Below are 18,908 nucleotides of genomic sequence, written 5' to 3' on the forward strand. Positions count from 1 at the left end.
GAAGCAGAATATCGTCAATATTCCAGATCGGGCTCCTGTGGGATGACTGAATTCTACAAAATGACCCGAAATTGCCTCAAGTGTGAGAAATCCGCGTCGTTCCACTCGCATGTAACTGCAAAAGAATGGCACGGCTTCAGGCGCCATAAGCCGGGGTGGCCTTGGCCTTATGATCCTCAAAATGGCCAACCCGGCAGGCGGCCAGGGGCTGTTCATATATCGTATGTGACAAAACTTCGCTATACTCCTTCAGAAGAGCTTAATGCCGCGCAGCAGATTCGCATAAATAACATCATGTTTTGTCTTATGGCTGAGGAAAAAATGAAACTAGCATGCCTTGTTACCGGATCTCCCAGGACGTTCAGACGCTGCGTTGATAGTCTGAAACGATATGTACGTAATTATGATGTAGATTTCTTTCTTGTTTGCAGGGATGAAAATCTGTCAGAAAACGATCTTTCTGACATGAAGGAATTATATAATACTGAAAACATTATAATAACTAATAAATCGCAAACTCAGGAAGTCGAGCAAAGCGGTATATTTCATCCAAATCTGATTCGTATGTGGCATGAAGTTTTTGTTGGAATGGAAGCCATAAAAAATAGAAAAGATAGTTATGATGCGTTTATGCGCGTCAGGTTTGATGCGTTTTTTGGAAATGAAGTTTCCCCAGAGGGATTAAAAGATGAAGATTGCATACTTATAGATAATTATACTTATATTGGAATAAATGATATGTTCTGCATCGCAGGATGGAAATCATTTTTTTCATATTGCAACACGTATTCAAAGCTTCCTGACATATGGTCTTCATTAGGGAAAAAGTTTACTCCCGAGATACTGGCATGGAAAAGTCTTAATATTGACAATGTTAAATTTCAACAATTGAATATACCTATGGCGTTACGCCGTCCGTGGTTTGATGATTTCACGGATCAGCAATATGCAACGCTCGTCTACGCTGTTCCGCATTTGCTGATAGCGAAATATGAGACATTTGAAGAAAATCAAGATCACATTAAAAATGATATTAGAAAGATGCACGATATAGTGCACAAAAACGCAGATTGGCCAATTAATGATGCGCACCCAAATCATTTTTTCCCGGTGGAATTTGATCAAAAAGATCAGAATTTCATCAGGTTTTTTTCAAACCAGGCATGGATTTACAGATATATAGAGAAAAATTTCTCAAAGTTTAGATTTGTGTTTAAACACAAAGTGTATTTTGCTCCACTTGAAGACCTTGCGGTTTTTTTTGATGATGATCGCCCGAAGCTTTCATTTGAAGAATATGATGGTGAGGGATGGATTGTTTCCGGGGACATCCCACCAGCAGCCATAGGTAAAAGCCCCAAGGTGAAAATGAGTTTCCTGTTCAATCATGCAATTGTTCCTGCCAAGCATTTTCCTGGATCCTTGGACCATCGTTCCTTGAGTGCTGCCATCACGGAACCCGAGTTTTTTTAACGGATTTATACAAGACCTGTTGGGAATTAATGTGAATTGATGATTGCGGCGGTGAGATGAATCATGGCTGCGAATGATCTGTCTGTCTTGTCGCTTCGCATTGCGATACGCTTGAACTCCTTGAGCTTGCAGAAGAAGTTCTCGATAAGATGGCGTGCCTTGAACAGGCGCTCCATCGAACGGGCGTCTGTCGAGGCGGTTCCTGCGTTGGGGAATGACCACGCAGGCGCCTTGTGCTCGTATGGCGTCCACGATCCAATGGACGTCAAATGCCTTATCGGCAAGAAATCCCCTGAAATCCGCTGGCTCAAGCAGAGGCGCACCCCCGACCGTATCGTAATGCTGGCCGGGGATGAACGTGAAGCGGACTAGATTGCCAAGGGCATCGGTCATGGCGATGATCGTGGTCGACCATCCCGTCACACTACGTCCTATCGCCTGACTTCGGGTTCCCCTTTTGCGCTCTGGCCATGGCGGTGGACCCGGACCATCGTGCCGTCGATCATCGCGTATTCCATGTCTGCCTCGTCAGAGGCGGCCTCGAAAATCCTCTGGAAAACACCGGCTTTCATCTAGTCGCCGTAACGGGAATAGACAGAGTTTCAATGTCCGAAAGACGTCGGCAGGTCCTGCCACGGACTGCCGGTTCGCGCGATTCATAAGACCGCCTCGATGAAGAGGCGGTTATCCGTCCCGCTGCGGCCTGCATCCCCAACTTTGCCCGGGAGCAGAGGTGCGATCCGTTGCCATTGTGCTTCACTCAGCTCGTACTGCTTGATTCCTATCCCACACTCCGTGCTCTGACACGGTGCTCAGTGAAACCTCCGTTCCAAAAAAAAGAAAATTCTGAATGTCGATTTCCCTTAGGATTACCCTGAAACTGATTGAGGAAATGCGGGTACAGATGGCATCCATGAAGCACGGGATGTGTACAAAGCTTCTCCGGATCTACAGTCAGAAACTACTAAACAATCTGTTTCGGTAGCCTCACACGAAAATTGAATATGTCCAGGCTGATCCGGGTATCGTTCGTCAGAGAGCAGATAAATATCTCGACCTGCTGGCGCAGAAGGGCATGCTTAACTAAACATCAGGCTGAATGCAGAAAATGTTATATTAATACACCTCCGGTGAGTCTCTTTCTGGAGCTGTCCAGTGGGAAATAATGCGTATGATTTGAGGAGTTATAAAAAGGTTTTAATATTGATCTGTATTTAAACATGTGATTAATAAAAGCTGGATTTTAGAACCATATGCGTTGTGTTAATATCATGGTTACGCTACATGTAACTTGTTTCTTTGCTGATTTCCGTGGAAAATTTATGCTATCAATAATGATAGGCCAGAATGCGTCCAAGGGGGCACAATGATGGATCGTCCGATCTATCTCGATAATTTTTCTACAACGTCATTATCTCCCTATGCATTGTCGGAAATGACACAGGCGCTGTCGATGACGGGGAACGCGTCCTCTCCGCATGTGGCGGGCGCGCGGGCACTAGCGCGCATCAATGACGCGCGTGAAAAGGTCGCGGACCTGATCGGTGCGCTTCCGGTGGAGATATTTTTCACTTCGGGCGCGACAGAGGCCAACAATCTGGTACTGCGCGGCATGGCGTGTTGGGCGAAGGCTAACGAACCTCGGCGTCGCCGTATCATTATCAGTGCCATTGAACATAAATCCGTGCTGGAAACGGCATTGTCCCTGACATCCCTAGGGTTCGAGGTGGTGCAGGCACCGGTGCGACGGGACGGTCTTGTTGATCCTGAACTGCTTTCCACATTGGTGGACGGGCAGACGTTACTTGTCTCTCTTATGCATGTGAATAATGAAACCGGCATTGTCCAGCCGATTGGGGCGGCCGTGGATATTGCTCACGGTCACGGCGCGCTTTTCCATTGTGATGCGGCGCAGGCTGTGGGGAAGCTACCTGTTGATGTCCTTGAACTCGGCGTCGATTATCTCAGTCTCTCAGCGCATAAATGCCATGGCCCGATGGGGATAGGGGCGCTGTATATCGCAGCCGATGCTCCCAAGCCCTTTACTCAGAACATAGGGGGCGGGCAGGAGCGTGGAGTGCGATCCGGTACCGAACCTGTGCCGTTGATCGTTGGATTTGGTGCAGCGGCGGCAGAGGCGAGACATCGGCTGCCTCGTGATGCGGTGCACAGTGCACAATTGGTGACGCGTTTTCTGGCGGGACTTGATGCCCGACATGTAAGGTACCATCGTGTATCCATAGGCGTTTCGACAATACCTGGTGGCATAACCCTGATCTTTCCCGGGGTATGTGCTGATGAACTGGTCAATATGGTCTCAAGAGAGCTTTGTATTTCGACCGGATCTGCCTGTAATCGTGGTTCCGTGCAGCCATCATATGTCTTTACATCCATGGGATTTTCAAAAGATGAGGCGAATAATATTATAAGGTTCAGTTTTTCGCGTTTCAATACTTTTGAAGATGCAGATGGCGCTGCCATGATTCTTGCACAGGCAATTGAAACCGTATAATCGCCACTGGACGTTCTCGCCAGTAGTAGATAGTCTGCGAGGCATGAAGCATGCGCTCAACGATCCTGACATCCGTGGTCAGTTTGCCGGACATGAAACCTTTCCCCTTCGTCTGCTGTGGCTGAAGAAGGTTCATGACGCTGTTACCCCTTTTGCCTCGGCAGGAACATTTACAGAACGTTCTGCTATTGCACGCTTTGGTGTTGGGCGCAACATGGCAGTTTCAATGCGGTATTGGGCGCTGGCGAGCAGATTTGTAACAGAAGACAACAATCGCATGGTCATGCCAACCCCGCTTGGCGTGGCCATTTTGGCGGATGCCGGGTATGATCCGTTTCTGGAGCACGTGGCCACGGTCTGGCTGGTTCATTGGGGTATTGCCAGTACGCCGCAATGGACTAGTACTGCCTATTTCGCGTTCAATGTCCTGCCAGCCATAGAATTCGATCCCGCTACGCTGGTGCAGGATCTTATGGCACTGGTGCAGGCGCGGGGGTGGCGCGCATCTGCAACCACACTCAAGCGGGATATTGAGGTTTTCCTGCGCAGCTATGTCCGCCGTGACGGCATGCTCAGCGATGATGGGGCGGAACCCTTACTGGCAGAGCTGCATCTGGTGCGTGAGGCCCGGCTGGGCGGGTGGTATGAATTCGTGCGTGGACCAAAACCGGATCTGCCCGATGGTATCTTTGCCTACGCCCTTCATGAATACTGGGAGCGCACGGGAACGACGGCCGTCACGGTGGAGCAAGTCTGTTACGCATCGGGTTCGCCTGGGCGTGTATTCAAGCTGGATGAAAACAGTGTTGTCACCCGTCTCATGCGTATGGAGGCGCTGACACAAGGAGGCTGGCGGTGGACGGAAACGGCGGGATTGCGGCAGTTGCAGAAAATTGGGCCGGTTGATCCGCTGGTACTGCTTGCCGCCGCGTATGGGCAATATGAAACATCGAAAGGGACGGCGGCATGAACCCGTTGAAAAAACAGGTCACGTTTCAGCGCCGCTTCTCCCGATCAACTCGCCTCGATCAGGATCTGCATGGCACCAGTTCCCTTGTGGGCTATGTGCTGCTGGCGGGTATCGCCCATTCGCTTACCGCCATGGCGCGCAGCCAGGCTGAAACTAGGCAGGGCGCGTTCATTTGGACCGGTCCTTATGGCGGCGGCAAATCCAGCGCCGCAGTGCTGGTGGCTAATCTAATTGGCGGGCACTCGGTCAATATGGCGCAGGCGCGCGAGATCGTGGGCAAGGATCTGCAAGCCCTGTACGATCGGGCTTTCCCCACCGGTGCGGGCCCCTGGGCCGTGGTTGCAGTAACGGGACGCCGGGTCGGATTACGCGAAGCGATTGCTGACGCTGCTGCGGCGACATTGGAATGGAGCAAGTCCACATACGTGCAGGCACGGCAGAGCGATGAGGAACTGATCGCCCATCTTGTGCATTCGGCAATGCAGGAACATGGGGGCATTGTCCTGATCCTGGACGAACTAGGCAAGATTCTGGAACATGAAGCCGCATCTGGTGGCGACATCCATCTGTTGCAGGATCTGGCGGAATCATGCGCGCGCAGCAAGGGGCGTTTGGTCGTCATCGGGGTTCTGCATCAGGCGTTCGAACAGTACGCCGCGCGTGTTTCGCGCGATGGGCGGCAGGAATGGGCAAAGGTCGAAGGACGGTTTCAGAATATTCCTTTCCTTGCGGGATCGGATGAAGCCGTTGCCCTTTTGGGGCAGGCGATCAATTGCGAACATCGCTCGCGCGACACAGATCGGCAGGCCGCCACAGTAGCCGCCGCCGTTGCGAAACGAAAGCCAACTGACGAGGCCGTGCTGGCACGCGCGCTAGCGCGGACATGGCCGCTCAACCCTGTGACCGCCCTGCTGCTCGGGCCGGTATCACGGCAGCGCTTCGCGCAGAATGAGCGTTCGGTCTTTGGTTTCCTGGGGTCGGCTGAACCGGGGGGGTTTCAGGAATTCCTTACGGATGCCAGAAGTGGCGAAACCTATGGGCCGGACCGGTTATGGGATTATCTGGTCGCTAATTTTGGGATGACGTTGGCAAGTGGCGCCAACGGCAACCGTTTCAGTCTTGCGTTTGAAGCAATCGAGCGGGCAGGGGTTAAAGGCGGTCCCCTGCATGTCCGTCTGACGAAAATTGCCGCGATCATTGAGTTCTTTCGCAATGGATCGGGGCTGTCCATTGCGGATGATGTCCTGATGGCTTCGGTTCCAGATGAAAAACCTCGTGCGGTAAGCAGTGCGCTGGACGATCTAGTGGAGTGGGCGGTCCTGATTCATCAGCCGCGTCTTGGTGGATATGCGCTGTTCGCGGGGAGTGATTTCGAACTTGAAGACGCGATCGGGCGGGCGCTGAACGTCCTGTCCGCCGAGCAGTTGGCCTCCGTGCCTTCACGCGTCGGGTTGGGTTTTGTCGCGGCGAAACGGCATTATTTCTATACGGGCACTCTGCGCACGTTCGAGATCGTTTTGTTCTCCATCGGAATGGAGGACGACGTGGAGACCATCGCCACACGTTTGGCAAAGTACAAGACGCATGGTGCGGGTCTTCTGGTATTGGCCATTGGCGATGGTATGCTGACGCCTGCGCAGACTGGTAATCGTTGCAAGCGGATTGCACAACTGCTGAAAGATGCAAGCGTCGTCGTGGCGATCGGCGCCGTAAAGGATAGCTATGCGCTGCGTAACGGCGTCATGGAAATGTTTGCCATTGAACGCGTTCTGCGTGAGCATCCGCAACTCGAAGGTGACCGGATCGCCCGACGTGAACTTGCCGCGCGTCAGGCCGGAAATATTGACATCGTCTACAGAGAATTGCAGGCAGCACTGGATCATGCGTGCTGGTGGATTGCAGCAGGTGACGTACCAGGCGTAACGAAACCCCTGTCCATCATTGCAAGTCAGTTAGCGGAGGCCGCGTATCCCTGCGTTCCGATCCTTAAAAGCGAACTGCTACAGCGTGAGCGCCCCTCATCGAGCGCGATGGCCGCGATGCGGGAACTCTGTTACGCGATGGTCCGTAATCCATCACAGGAATATCTGGGCTTTACCGGCTATCCGGCGGAAATGGGGCTGTACATCACCATTTTGGCGGCTGCCGGCTTGCATGACGCCATGGAGGACGGAACGTTTGGTTTCCTGCCGCCTGATGAAGATACTGCAGCCGGGCGTAGTTTGGTGGCGGCTTGGGCCGTTCTGGGAGATGCTGACGACGCGCAGCTTGACGAAGTCTATGCCCGCTGGGCTAGGCCGCCATTCGGGATCAAGGCCGGGATCATGCCGGTTCTGGCGCTGGCGATCATCCTTGCGCGGAGGGAGCATTCCGCAGTTTACCTTGACGGCATGTTCCAGACTAGTCTGGATGACATTTTTGTCGACAAATTGCTGCAACAGCCCGCACGAGTCCGGATCAAGGCGATTACGCGCGATGGGCGTAAAGAAGCATTTTTGCTCGACCTTGGGCAACGTTTTGGGGTGCAGGGCGCGATAACATCGCTTTCGGTTGCACAGGCAATTTTCCAGCGTTTTGAAATCCTGCCCGTCTATGCGCAGCGAACAGGCCATCTGAGTAGCAGGGCCCGCGCCATTCGTGGGGTCGTGCTAAAAGCGAATGACCCGGAAGCTCTGCTGTTTGAACAGTTACCCGCCGCCATGGACAACGATCTGGATGTTCAGGTGATTTATGACGCAGTGGTGGAGGTGGAAAATACCTATCCCTCGTTGCTTGAACAACTGCGTCTGGCGCTTGCGCAGGCATTGGCGGTGGATCCCTGCACGTTTCAGGGGCTGCGCGAACGCACGGCCACGATTGCCGGGCTGACCAACGATTTTTCCTTTGAAGGATTCGCCATGCGTGCAGCAGCCTTTGAAGGGGGAGAGGGGGATATTGAAGGTGTGGCGAGTGTCTTGCTGCATAAACCCGCTCGCAACTGGTCCGATCGGGATCAGGAGCAGGCGCTGGTACAGATGGCACGCTATGGTCAGCATTTTCGCGAACTTGAGACACTGGCTGCCGTGAGGAACAGGCGGTCAAACACAGAAGCGCTAGCGCTGATCGTGGGTATCGATCCCGCAATGCCGCCGGTGCGCACGTCGTTCGCGCTGACGGATGCGGAAAAGCAGGCGGCGGATGCGCTGGCGGAACAGTTGCGGACGACTCTGGGGGCTCGAGAGGGGCACGAACGTGTGCATCTTGCAGCGCTTGCCCGTGTCGTCGCCGGGTTGATCGATATGCATGAAGACAAGGTGGCCTTATGACGGAACGACATATCCTGGGCCTGTCCGGGGGACGCGATAGCGCAGCACTTGCTGTTTATATGCGCGCGACCCAGCCTAATCTGCCGATCGAGTATTTCTTTACCGACACGGGCAAGGAACTGCCCGAGGTCTATACCTTCCTTGACCGGCTGGAGGGATTCCTGGGCAAGCCGATCCTGCGTCTTAATCCGGATCGAGATTTTGATTTTTGGCTTGAGGAATATGGAAACTTTCTGCCTTCGCCACGCACACGCTGGTGCACGCGACAGTTGAAACTGCGTCCTTTGGAACGCTGGATACGCCCTACGCTGAAGGACGGGACAATCATCCATTCCTATGTCGCGATCCGCGCGGATGAACCAACACGTGAAGGGTATCAGGCGACACACCAGAACATGCGCGTTCATCTGCCCCTGCGCGATGCGGGTATCGATCGGGCCGGTGTGATAGACATCCTGCAACAGGCGGATGTGGGGGAGCCAAGATATTATGAATGGCGTTCGCGTTCGGGGTGCACGTTCTGCTTTTTTCAGCAGAAGATTGAATGGGTTCGTCTTGCAGAACGTCACCCCAAAGCGTTCGAAGAAGCCGTCCGTTATGAAAAGACTGCCCTTGAAGATGGCAGCCCTTTTACATGGAGCCAGGGAGAAAGCCTGACGGACCTGTCCCAGCCAGAGCGGGTCGCCGCGATCAAGGCGGATTATACCCGGCGGATGGAACGCCTGCGCGCGCGCAGGCGGCGAAATCCGCTTTCAGGGCATGCGCCTGACGCGTCGGTTGACGATGTCTATGGCATTGATGAAGCTGAAGGCGGTTGCGTCATCTGTCACAAGTAAGGCTACATCAACATTAGCAAAGAATCTGGTATCACTTTTTGAACAAGACGATGCCCGAAAGATTTTGTCTTTTGATCAGCCCTGCTCTTCTTTCGTGCATATCGCCTCTGCGGCGAGGTTCATGTCGTCATCAGACAAGAAAGGGGCTTGGGCATATATGATATCGGGCTCTCCACTCAGCCGCGCGGCGAGGTGACCGTTACCAAGCAGGTGTTCCGCCCCCTTTATTCCCAATGCGATTTCCGATGTGCGGACGCTTGCAACCTTTAGGATTAGCCGGTTTCCCAGATTGTCGCGTAACTGCATGGGCATGACGTCCTTGTCCGGACGCTGCGCCGCGAAAATCAGATGAATGCCCGCCGCACGCGCCTTGACGCCAAGGCGCGAGACAATGTTTGTCACGGCGGATTTGTATTCATCCACCATCATCCATTCAGCGAATTCATCATGTACCAGGAAAATGTATGGAAGTTGCTCTTCCGGTAAGGCTTTGGTATTGAATGCACGAATGTCGCGGGTGCGCCTGGCCTGAAACAGCTGATAACGTCGTTCCATTTCTGTAATCATTTCCTCCATGACCGTGATAGCCTGTTCCTGCTGAACGATGATTCCACCCTGCAGGTGCGGCAACTGTTCGATGGCGGCATAATCCACCCCGCTTTTGGGGTCGATAAGATAGATATGGGCTAGGCAGCTCGGATTTGTGGCGGCGATATCGAGCAGCAGCGTTTGGATCAGCATGGATTTGCCCGATCCGGTTGCGCCCGCGATCAGGGTATGTGGGGCATGTTGTTGCTCTCCGGCGAAGGGGCCGCCAAGATTGAGATACAGGATTTCTCCGTTCAGTTCCTTCAGGCCAAGAATGAACGATGTATTCATTCCCGTTTCATTGCGGTTGATTTTCCGCCTAGTCCATATCTCCCACAGTGAGACGGTCTGCCGCTCGGGTCGCGCCACGCTGACCACGATTTCGCCAGGCAGCGGAGCAACCGCGATTAGACGCAGCCCATGCGTGGTCAGCAATGCCGACTGTCTGGCTTCGATATCATTGATATGCAGCCGGTCACTGCCGCTGAAGCGTACCAGGGCCGCATTGGGGGTAAGGCGGGTGCCGATAATATTGGCCTGCAGATTATACCCCATCAGTGCAGTGCGAAGCTGCCGCGCTGTCGCATCGAGCCAGGCCTGATCCTCCACCGAAGTATTGTGCATCTGTTCGACATGGGAATGGATCAAGAAGTCAAGTGCATTCTCCCCCGTGGCGGCAACAGGTGCCTGCGCGGAGGAGGGAGCCGGAGCCGTGACAGGTTCGACCGCCTGACTGAGCAGAGGGAGTTTCTCCTCCTGCGTCGATGGCTTGGCTGATGTGGGCAGCGATTCCGCAGTCATGGTGACTTCATGCGCGGGGACATAGATATCCTCGGTTTCAGCCGCCTCGGCGGGGGTATCTTCCAGACCGATCGTGCTGGTCCATTCAACCCGGCCTGCGGGGTTGAGATACTCTGGCGTATCCCAGATGTGATTGTCGCCAAGCATGCTGCGGATCGTCACAAGCGGTGTGCGTGCCTCATAGGCCAGCACAAGACGCCGCAGCCCCTCACGCGTAAAGATTTCTTGCAGGCTGTCATCCGTGTGGGGAATGGAGTTCTGGCTACCGAGTGTCAGCGTGTCCGTGGTGGTGGTGGTGGTGGTGGTGAAGATATGCGAATATCCCCGCAGGTCGATCGGTACGTTGCCCTGACGGATGCCGTCACGCACATTTTCCAGAAGGTCGGTATAACCAAGCGTCGTATTGCCATCCAGAAGCAGGTCGGCAATACGCGAAAGCCACAGGTCACGGTCCAGTCGGCCGGGGTCGCCAAACAATGCGTCTTCCATGCGTCTGACGGTTTGCCGCAGCTGCTGTCGGGATTTGCGCCCTGCCTCGGCAACGCTTGCGGCATCGACATATTTGGCTTCGGTGACGATCGCGCGCAGTCGGGGCGCGCCATCCGTGTCGTTGCGCACCACGCTGAGGGCCAGGGTATCGGCAATGCCTTCCTCCTTCTGCCCTAGCCAGGTCGCGTAATCGTCAAGCAGGAACCATGCGGTTGCAGGCGCGTCATGCAGTTCCTCGGCCACCAGCGCACGGCTCAGGACCAAGCCAATCAGTTCGCCCGCTGAAACGCCGCGTTTGGCGGCGCGCAGGCTGATATCACCGGAAATGACATTGGCGTCGTCAATCATGCGCTTGGCCAGACACGACAGCCGCGCATCGTCAAGGCCGAGCGACAGTTCCCGCAGACGTCGTTGTACCAGAACATGCAGCGTGCGCAGTTCCGAGGTTGAGGAAATGACCATGTTTCGGCCATGTGTATGCTGCCGGCGATAGCGGATAACCTTGACGCCCATGGCCTCGAGCTGTCGCTTGTCCAGTAGATCGTCATAGGTGGCGACCCATTCCGCCTGTTTATGTACCTCGTCAAACATCGTCTTTAGACCCGTGTTCTGGAACGAGATCTGACGGGCTGGCAGGTAATGCTCCTGTGGTGTATGCGCCTGCTGGCGGATGATTTGTGCCGCTGCATCGATATAGGCCCAGCAGGCAACTGGTTGACGCGGACAGGTCAGGTAACTTGTGGCCTGCAGTTCATCTTCCGCCGTGACGCGTCGATAGGACCAGCGTGCGGGCACATGATCCAGCAGGGTGGGATTGTCCTGCATTACCGGAACCGCGAACCATTTCTCCCGCGCCTGATGGGAAACCACGTCATGCAGGAAGGCAATATCGATTTCACGCGTCGCATCATGTGGAGCACGGTATTCGCCTTCCAGCATCATGCTGATGCGCAGCCGGGACATGAAGTTGTGTGACATCTCGCTAATGACAACGGCGTCTTTGTCATTGTCGGAACGTTCTAGCAAGTCGGAATAGACATGGGAGAGACGTTTACGCGAACGATGACACACTAGAATGTTGCACTGGACGTCTTCCTTGTCATCTTGCACCGAGTTGAGCGCGTTGACGGTGGCTAGCGGTAGGCCGGCGGTATCGCAGTTATAGAGCATGATGCTCAGATTGGCGCATTCATGCGGCTGCAGTTCCAGATAACGGTCCAGAAGATCCCTGATCTGCCGGGCAGCGCTGGTGGGATCGACATCCGTCGTCGTATCGGATGGATCGAGGATAGCGCGTTCAAACAGGCTATATTCGTTCAGCGTAACTGTTTCAGTCAAAAGTACAGGACCATCCGCGTCATGACCGACCGCGATTTCGGGATAGAGCGGATGAGCCAGTTCGTCACGCAGATCGGAGAAGAACAGACGCGAATCCCCGAAATTCACGTCCACATCAGTTAGCAGGTAATTGGCTAGTCCTGCCACGGAACGCATCTTGGCGGCCGAGGCAGCAAGCCTCAGCGGGTGCCATGGCGCGATAATGGCCGATGCGCTACCCCCCGATATATCGACCATCCCCAACGAAAGCAGTGGCTCCCACAGATCGCGTCGGCTGATGTCGCCCGTCGCATGCTGTGCGAGTATTTGTAGCAGATGACCGTAGGATTCTGCCTGTTCAATGATCTTCGGAGATGCGTAACCCGTAAGCTGCCACGCTTTCAGTGCTTCGGCGTACAGGGTAGAAAATTCTTTCCACGCCTTGGCAATGGTGGCGTAGCCTTCATCCGTCAGGCGTCCGGCTTGCAGGCCCTGCTTCAGGTTTTTTTCAAACAGGGTGGCAAGATTGTCACCGGCACCGCCGCTAACGCGTGGAACCAGCGTGCCAGAGTTCTGCCCGAAGGCTGGCTGCAAGGTCCCCACATCGGACAGCGAAACGGACTGGAGCGCGCCTTTGCGACTGACGGGTTGCCGGGCCACGGTGCTGTGCAGGAAAGGGCGTTCGATCAGGCGTGCGATGTCTTCTGGCAATTCGGCCCCGATGGCGTTGGGCTGTCCGATCCAGACCAGTTGAACGGATGCCTGTTCCGTACCGGTGGAAAGGGTAATATCGAATTTGATCTGTAGGGCCGCGCGTGCCGTTGAGACATTCGGACGGTATTTCGTGGATTTTTTGGATTTCGTGTTGCTTGTGTATTTTTCGATAAGTTTTTCATACTCGAAAATCGGTTTTGTATTCCATACCACCTGCGGCCCCGTAAGCAGGGGCAGTCCGCGGTAACGCTGCGCAAAGGCAAGGGCAATCCCCTCGTTCAGCGTCAGCAATTTTGCGGGTGTTTTGTAAACCGATGTAATGGTCAGCTTGCGCGCGCCTTCCGTCAGGTCGACCTGTCCGAACAAGCGTTCAATGGTGCGCAGCAACCCTTCGACGAAATCCGTGCATTCGATCGGGCGACCAAAAATGAAGCGTTCCCACTGCCTGCGCAGTTTCTTGTCCTGACTCAGATCATCACGGTAGTTTTCAAAAAAATCGCGATCTTCGTCGTGTGCCTCACGCGGGGTGCGTTTCTTCAGGGCCTGCAGATAATCGGTATCGGCTGGCGTAAGTTGATCTGGATGGGTGTATTCAAAGAAATTCAGGGTTTCTTGCGCTAGACCCTTTTTTTTGCGACGGATGTTCGAAAAAAGCTGCAGGATGCCATCTGCTTCCCATTCGAATTGCGAAAGTGCCGCTGCCTGGGCATTCCAGCCCGGCGGCGTGTCCATGAAGGCTTCAATCGCGGGATAGGTATGAGGCGCAATATTTTCCTTGACCGATTCAAAGTGCGTCTTCAGTTCAGTGGTTTCGATAATCTGCCGGTTGGGGCGATGTTTGCTCAGTAACGGTTTGCGCTCGTGAATAAGTTTTTCAAATAGCTTACGCCAGCGCGATGCATGTCCCAGATCCTTTTCACGAATACTGCTGAAATACTCGCTGTCACGTGGCAGATGTAGTGCGGGCAATGCCCATCCCAGCGCCACTAGCACGGGCACCGACTGCTGCGCGATGCGATCGCGCGTCAGAGCTACATAATTCGAAATCTGATGTAGGGTCCATCCATCGGCTGCATTCAGACCTTTGAGAGCTGCTTCCCATGCCTTGATCTGGTTTTCCGGCAGCCCAAGCCCGGCGGAAGCCACCTCCACCCATGGACGCGGTGTCTGCGTCAGTTGCTTGGCCCCGATCAGGGTTACATCACCGAGCGACGCGCCTTGATCATCATCCGTGTTGGCCAGCAGCAGTGCCGGACGATCGCATTCCGCATGCCGGACGGCAACGGTCCGTTCATCGGTCATGACAGATTCGGGCAGTCCCTGACCCGCGACAAGCGAACGCGGCAGGGCGATTTTCAATTGGTCCGCGATATGGGGATCGCGCAGAAGTGACCGGACAATGGTAGCAACCTGCTCCCCGGTAAGTCGGTCTAGCAGATACCGTGCGACGCCATCGGTTGCGACCGACCTGTCGAGGCGCGTACGCAAGAAAGCGGCGCCCGCAGCACCGATCAGATCAGAAGGAGTCACGCGTCGTGGTCTCGCTGAAAGGGGTTTTCGACATAGGCGCAGGAATCAGATAACCGTTTGAGCAGCCCGAGACTGGCCAGCCGATCTTCCAGCCTTCTGGCATTGTTGGAAAAATCCTCCTGGTCGGCATCTCCTTTATGGATGATGTCGTGCGCCTGCCCGTCGCCGATTACCAGATTGTAGCGCATGTGCAGGCACGCGAGGAATTCACGGAATTCCATGCGTTTGTCCACGCAACACACGACAAGCGTCTTGAGAAGCCGGTCATTGGGCGCGTACCGCATGCGGCGGCTGGAACGACGTGATGCCAGACCTATGGCGCGCGACCATACAGCATGAATTTTACCAACATGCTGCCGGTGTCGCGTCAGTGCACGTTCCTCCAGCCGTGCCAGAAGATGGAGAGGGTTGCCTGTGCTGTCATCATCCTTGTCTTCGGACCAGCCAAAGGTCTCGTGCAGCAGTTGCTCGATACTCTGTTGGGAATCCGGCATCGCCATGGCGGACGTCCAGGCTCGCGTGTGCGTGATCCGGCCAATAAAATGCCGGATCGCCTGTTGCGGAAGCTGGTTGTTATGCTGATAGGAATCTCCCGACAGGTCGCGGATGACCGTTTTTCGGGGCGAGACGATCTCGCATATCAGCCTGACCGGTGCGCCATCAAGGACGTCGCGCGCGCGACCTAGTAGATAGAGAAGAAGGTTTAGTCCGGTCATCGTGACCAGATGCGGGATTTTGTCATAAGTCGGGATAGGGCATGAAAGAATGGCTACCCAGTCCTGAGCCAGCTGGTCAAAGACAGGATGGGACGTGCATGGCAAAAACGCACCGCCACGTTCGGATGTCGCATATTGTGTCCCCCCTTGCAGGGCGCGGGCCATGCTGTCGTAAGGGGAGATGGTGTTTATGAAATGTGTATTGAGTAGGACGCGCAGTTCATCCACCTGCCGACTGCGACAGAGCATGAGATACAGAAGTTCGCCTGTGCGGGCAAAAAAACGACGGTCATTCGTGACCGTGTCGCGCGGCTTGATATTAAGGTCTTCGTACAGCGCATGGGGACCAAAGGGAAAGACGAATTTCGAACTCCAACGTTTGTTGCTTGTCCCTTCGATGGCTGATTTCTGCAGGAAGTTTATGACAGAAGCAAAATCCCTGAAACTGTCGAAATTCTGACGCAGGTAGGAAAAATCAGCATTTTCCAGTCCACCCGCCGTTTTGTTCATCCTAGAGATCCAGTGTTCCCAGGACGTTTCATCTCCAAGTTTCTGAGCGAGGATTGTGACAATGCAGGGATTGTTGAAAACAAGATTGCGCAGACGCAACTGCGCCTGTGGTCTGTAAGACAGGGTATTGAATGCCTCTTCGTACAACAGTCGGCCAGCATGACTTTCCGCAAGCAGCACATTGAGGAATTCCAGAACGATCAGCCATGGGGACTGTTCGTCATGCAGACGATGGCCCCATATTGCCTCGTCAACCCAGAAGGCTGGACCGTTATGATCGTGTCGACGGAGGGGGCGTTCCAGAACTTCCATTATTACACCCGCACCACGACACGACGCTCAACCGCCAATCCTTCATTATTGAGGTCGATGAAACGCAGCACTAGTTCGTCATCCATCATCTGTTCCTCGCCATCGAGCGCCCGCCATTTCTGTGTCTCTCCCAGCAGACGCGCTTTGAACGCCAGCAGGTCTTCGTGGCATTCCAGCGAAAAACTGCTCGGCAGTGCACCTTCCGCCACTCGGCCGAGGAATTCGAACCGTGTAGGCGTCAGGGCCAGCATGACGGGAGGGAACTCGTTGCCGCGCATCAGGCGGACCGAAAGGCTGATGCCCTCGGTCTCATCCGGGATGATGCAGACTTCCTGTCCACCCTGACGGGAGACGGAAATCAGTTCATCCAGCAGGGAACTGCGGGAGGATTGTGAATAGCTGCCTGATGTCGCAAGGACGACCTCATCATGATTTTGCACTAGCATGCCGGTAAAAATACGATTGAGGCCACGCACAACCATCTTGAGGGTCTTGCGGGATACTGATTTCTTCTGGAGGATATTTTCAGTAATTTCAAGATAGCTACCGGCATGGTGAAAAACCGTCAGATTCCATAGCCTATAATCCGTCGCCATGTCATCGGGCATGGTAAAGAACAGGCGCTGACGCTGCGTACTGAGTTCATCGAGGAAGGCGTCGCGATCCGTGCCATCCGCCCCTTCCAGATAGGTGTTCTGGGCCGCAAGATAGGCTGGCGTCGCGCCATAGATCCGATCCGAACGCACAAGAGTTGTGTAATCGTTGGAATAATCGGGATCATCAGCGCCATAGACCAGAAGGTTATCGACCCGGTTGCTTGTTTCCAGCCCGATGCCAAAAGCATTGAGTTTTCGGAACAGTTCCGTGTTTTCCGCTTTCCTACGGCTCAAATTCCTGCCAAAGACGTTGCGATATATACTGGCGAGACTAACCGTATGGTTTTGCTGGATCGCAGGTACGTCGTGACACGTCATGAGACCGTCACGCGCGTCAGGATGACCGAGGATACTGTTGGCGACCAGCGCAAGCAGTTGTCGCACCGGGAAATGATTGCTGTTGCGTTCGCTCAGTTCGATCAGGGCGGTCAGGCGCCGACGGAACGGATATTCCGGCCCATGCTCCATCAGGCGCCGCCGGTTTTCCAGTATGGGGCAGGAGGTGTCCTCGCCGTGGGCGCTGCAACCGTCGCAGCCCTGCCAGCCATCGTGATTGGTAATTGTGTCGATGATGTTGTTGAGCAAGGCCGCCGCTGGTGAACGCCCAAGGTCGGTCACATTGATGCGAACGTCGGGATCGGAGTGAATCCCAGTAACAAGCATTTCTTCGATCGCTTTGCTGACCTGTCGGACCTGGGGTGTCTGCTCCGCCGATTTCAGCTTTTCCAGAAGCTGCCCATGGTTCGCGGCCAACAGATAACTTGTTGTTGTCTCTGGGTTCAGTGCGTCACACGCGAACCGGGGAATGAGCGTATTGCTTTGCACCTGCTGCAGTTCACTCAGATCCTTGACGATCACCACCTCTCGGGAATCTAGATGCAGCGTCTGGATCTTGTCGCCTTTGTTCCAGGTGGCGGGATCACCCCCAAGAGCTATCCAGACCTCGCGGCAATGATAGGTTTTTCCATCCCCCGCGGTTCCGGTGATGATTTGCGAGATGGGAGCAGATTGCCTGAAATTGTCGACTAGCTTGCTGACAAGTGGGGCAGGTAGTTTAATGGGTGTGATCTTGTGACGTTTCAGGGCGCGTTGAATGGATTCGTCATACATGTTGTCATTTGTTGGAATGGGGCCGTAATTTCGAAGAAAACGCACCCATGCTGCCGTTGACGAGTTCATTACCAATCCACTGTTCCCTTCTTCTTTGCCATAAAGTTACAGTAGAAAAATTTTGTCAAGAAACGCCTGGCAGCTAAAGGGTGTTATGAACCTTAGGCGAGTATAGCGGCGTTTCTGAGCATGAAACACGCGAAAGCGATAACATGGAGACTTGCGAGCGTTGAAGCGTAACGCTCATAATCCTTAACGAGCCTGCGATGGCGTGTTGCCCATGCGAAAGATCGCTCGACAACCCATCGGCGCGGCAGCAAGATGAAGTCACGTTTGACCTCGGGCAATTTGACGACTCCAAGAGTAATCCCTTGGGCCTGTGCTGCCCCGGCAGGCTGAGCGCCTGTATATCCCTGATTGACATAAGCCAAGTTCAACGCTCTCGTCCGTAGCATCCTGAAAGGCGTGGGCGAGACGTCCAACCTCGGCGCGATCATCCCGACTAGCTGGCGTGACATGCAGGGCCAGTAGATGTCCCATCATATCCAGCGCGTGGCCCGCTCTCCGGTGTTGAGTGTAAGGTCCGGCTGCCGAGAATGGCGGCCGTTGGTTCTGCCCTGCGGCCAGAAGCGATACGCAGCACGGCACGTAATCAGAGGCCAGTGCTTCGAAGCAGCCAACTTCCATCCAGCGACGGGATTGCTGATAGACCGCTGACCATGGCAGCAAATCGTCGGCATGGCGCGCCAAGCAATCCCATAGCGGATCACGTAACGCAATCCGACAGCACTCCAGACCTCACTGATCCTGCCAAAGTGGCATTAACCTCCATCGCCAATCAGATGCCGCAACCATGGAAAAGTCGCTTGATCCGGACAACTGTCAGATTCCGATCCTGAATGTTGGCGGGGTAAACGATGGGTCTGATGATGTGCCCCAGCGTATTGGTCATGATATGGCGTTTAAAAGCTTTTGCGGTCCGCTATTTTCCGCAGTTTTCATAGGTTTGGTATCAATGAACTCGATAGAAGATGCGGCCTTGCGGCAAGGGGGTTCCTGCATCGTTTTG

At 54.4% G+C, this 18,908-nt stretch carries 9 protein-coding genes and 2 pseudogenes; 5 read left to right on the top strand and 6 right to left on the bottom strand.

Annotated features, from left to right (window positions below; genetic code table 11):
* The coding region (locus CFR71_RS16240; RefSeq protein ID WP_207781389.1) for a hypothetical protein at positions 1-1,473 on the top strand (1,473 nt) is incomplete at its 5' end.
* Between the two features lie 105 nt (positions 1,474-1,578).
* Here the strand turns inward: CFR71_RS16240 and CFR71_RS17270 are convergent.
* Together CFR71_RS17270 and CFR71_RS17275 are read right to left on the bottom strand one after the other, a co-directional pair.
* Positions 1,579-1,866 (bottom strand): annotated as a pseudogene (locus tag CFR71_RS17270) (hypothetical protein); the annotation flags it as partial.
* 38 nt (positions 1,867-1,904) lie between these two features.
* Positions 1,905-2,045 (bottom strand): hypothetical protein, encoded by a 141-nt coding sequence (locus tag CFR71_RS17275; RefSeq protein WP_408891855.1) that lies wholly within the window; start codon positions 2,043-2,045, stop codon positions 1,905-1,907.
* 794 nt (positions 2,046-2,839) lie between these two features.
* On the opposite strand from CFR71_RS17275, the gene CFR71_RS12770 reads away from it, so the two are divergent.
* The 4 genes from CFR71_RS12770 to CFR71_RS12785 are packed head-to-tail and all read left to right on the top strand — an operon-like array spanning position 2,840 to position 9,096.
* Positions 2,840-3,985 carry a cysteine desulfurase family protein gene (locus CFR71_RS12770; RefSeq protein WP_110531708.1) on the top strand — a complete coding sequence of 382 codons (1,146 nt, stop codon included), beginning with the start codon at positions 2,840-2,842 and terminating at the stop codon, positions 3,983-3,985.
* Positions 3,986-4,028: 43 nt separating this feature from the next.
* Positions 4,029-4,955, top strand: a complete 927-nt coding sequence (locus CFR71_RS12775) for a DUF4007 family protein (protein ID WP_110531710.1) — start codon at positions 4,029-4,031, stop codon at positions 4,953-4,955.
* Complete coding sequence (locus CFR71_RS12780; protein ID WP_110531712.1) at positions 4,952-8,260, top strand: ATP-binding protein; 3,309 nt, start codon at positions 4,952-4,954, stop codon at positions 8,258-8,260. The genes CFR71_RS12775 and CFR71_RS12780 overlap by 4 nt, the downstream gene beginning before the upstream one ends.
* On the top strand, positions 8,257-9,096 hold the full coding sequence (locus CFR71_RS12785; protein ID WP_110531714.1) for a phosphoadenosine phosphosulfate reductase family protein: 840 nt from the start codon (positions 8,257-8,259) through the stop codon (positions 9,094-9,096). The genes CFR71_RS12780 and CFR71_RS12785 overlap by 4 nt, the downstream gene beginning before the upstream one ends.
* Before the next feature lie 75 nt (positions 9,097-9,171).
* Here CFR71_RS12785 and CFR71_RS12790 read toward each other — a convergent pair whose 3' ends face one another.
* The 4 genes and pseudogenes from CFR71_RS12790 to CFR71_RS12805 form a co-directional block, all read right to left on the bottom strand.
* Entirely contained in the window at positions 9,172-14,535 is a 5,364-nt protein-coding gene (locus CFR71_RS12790) for an FtsK/SpoIIIE domain-containing protein (protein ID WP_239020415.1), read from the bottom strand.
* Entirely contained in the window at positions 14,532-16,073 is a 1,542-nt protein-coding gene (locus CFR71_RS12795; RefSeq protein WP_110531718.1) for a hypothetical protein, read from the bottom strand. The genes CFR71_RS12790 and CFR71_RS12795 overlap by 4 nt, the downstream gene beginning before the upstream one ends.
* Positions 16,074-16,075: 2 nt before the next feature.
* A complete protein-coding gene (locus tag CFR71_RS12800) occupies positions 16,076-17,908 on the bottom strand; it encodes a hypothetical protein (RefSeq protein ID WP_110531720.1) in 1,833 nt (610 codons plus the stop codon).
* A gap of 92 nt (positions 17,909-18,000) precedes the next feature.
* Positions 18,001-18,621 (bottom strand): annotated as a pseudogene (locus CFR71_RS12805) (transposase); the annotation flags it as partial.
* Positions 18,622-18,908 lie beyond the last annotated feature (287 nt).

The sequence above is a fragment of the Novacetimonas pomaceti genome (assembly GCF_003207955.1).
In the GTDB taxonomy this organism is placed as follows: domain Bacteria; phylum Pseudomonadota; class Alphaproteobacteria; order Acetobacterales; family Acetobacteraceae; genus Novacetimonas; species Novacetimonas pomaceti.

What these genes read in the sequence shown, in the direction of transcription:
- CFR71_RS12785 (WP_110531714.1), top strand. Translation starts at nt 8,257, where the DNA reads ATGACGGAACGACATATCCTGGGCCTGTCCGGGGGACGCGATAGCGCA.
- CFR71_RS12795 (WP_110531718.1), bottom strand. Translation starts at nt 16,073, where the DNA reads ATGGAAGTTCTGGAACGCCCCCTCCGTCGACACGATCATAACGGTCCA.
- CFR71_RS17275 (WP_408891855.1), bottom strand. Translation starts at nt 2,045, where the DNA reads ATGAAAGCCGGTGTTTTCCAGAGGATTTTCGAGGCCGCCTCTGACGAG.
- CFR71_RS12770 (WP_110531708.1), top strand. Translation starts at nt 2,840, where the DNA reads ATGATGGATCGTCCGATCTATCTCGATAATTTTTCTACAACGTCATTA.
- CFR71_RS12800 (WP_110531720.1), bottom strand. Translation starts at nt 17,908, where the DNA reads ATGAACTCGTCAACGGCAGCATGGGTGCGTTTTCTTCGAAATTACGGC.
- CFR71_RS12775 (WP_110531710.1), top strand. Translation starts at nt 4,029, where the DNA reads ATGAAGCATGCGCTCAACGATCCTGACATCCGTGGTCAGTTTGCCGGA.
- CFR71_RS12780 (WP_110531712.1), top strand. Translation starts at nt 4,952, where the DNA reads ATGAACCCGTTGAAAAAACAGGTCACGTTTCAGCGCCGCTTCTCCCGA.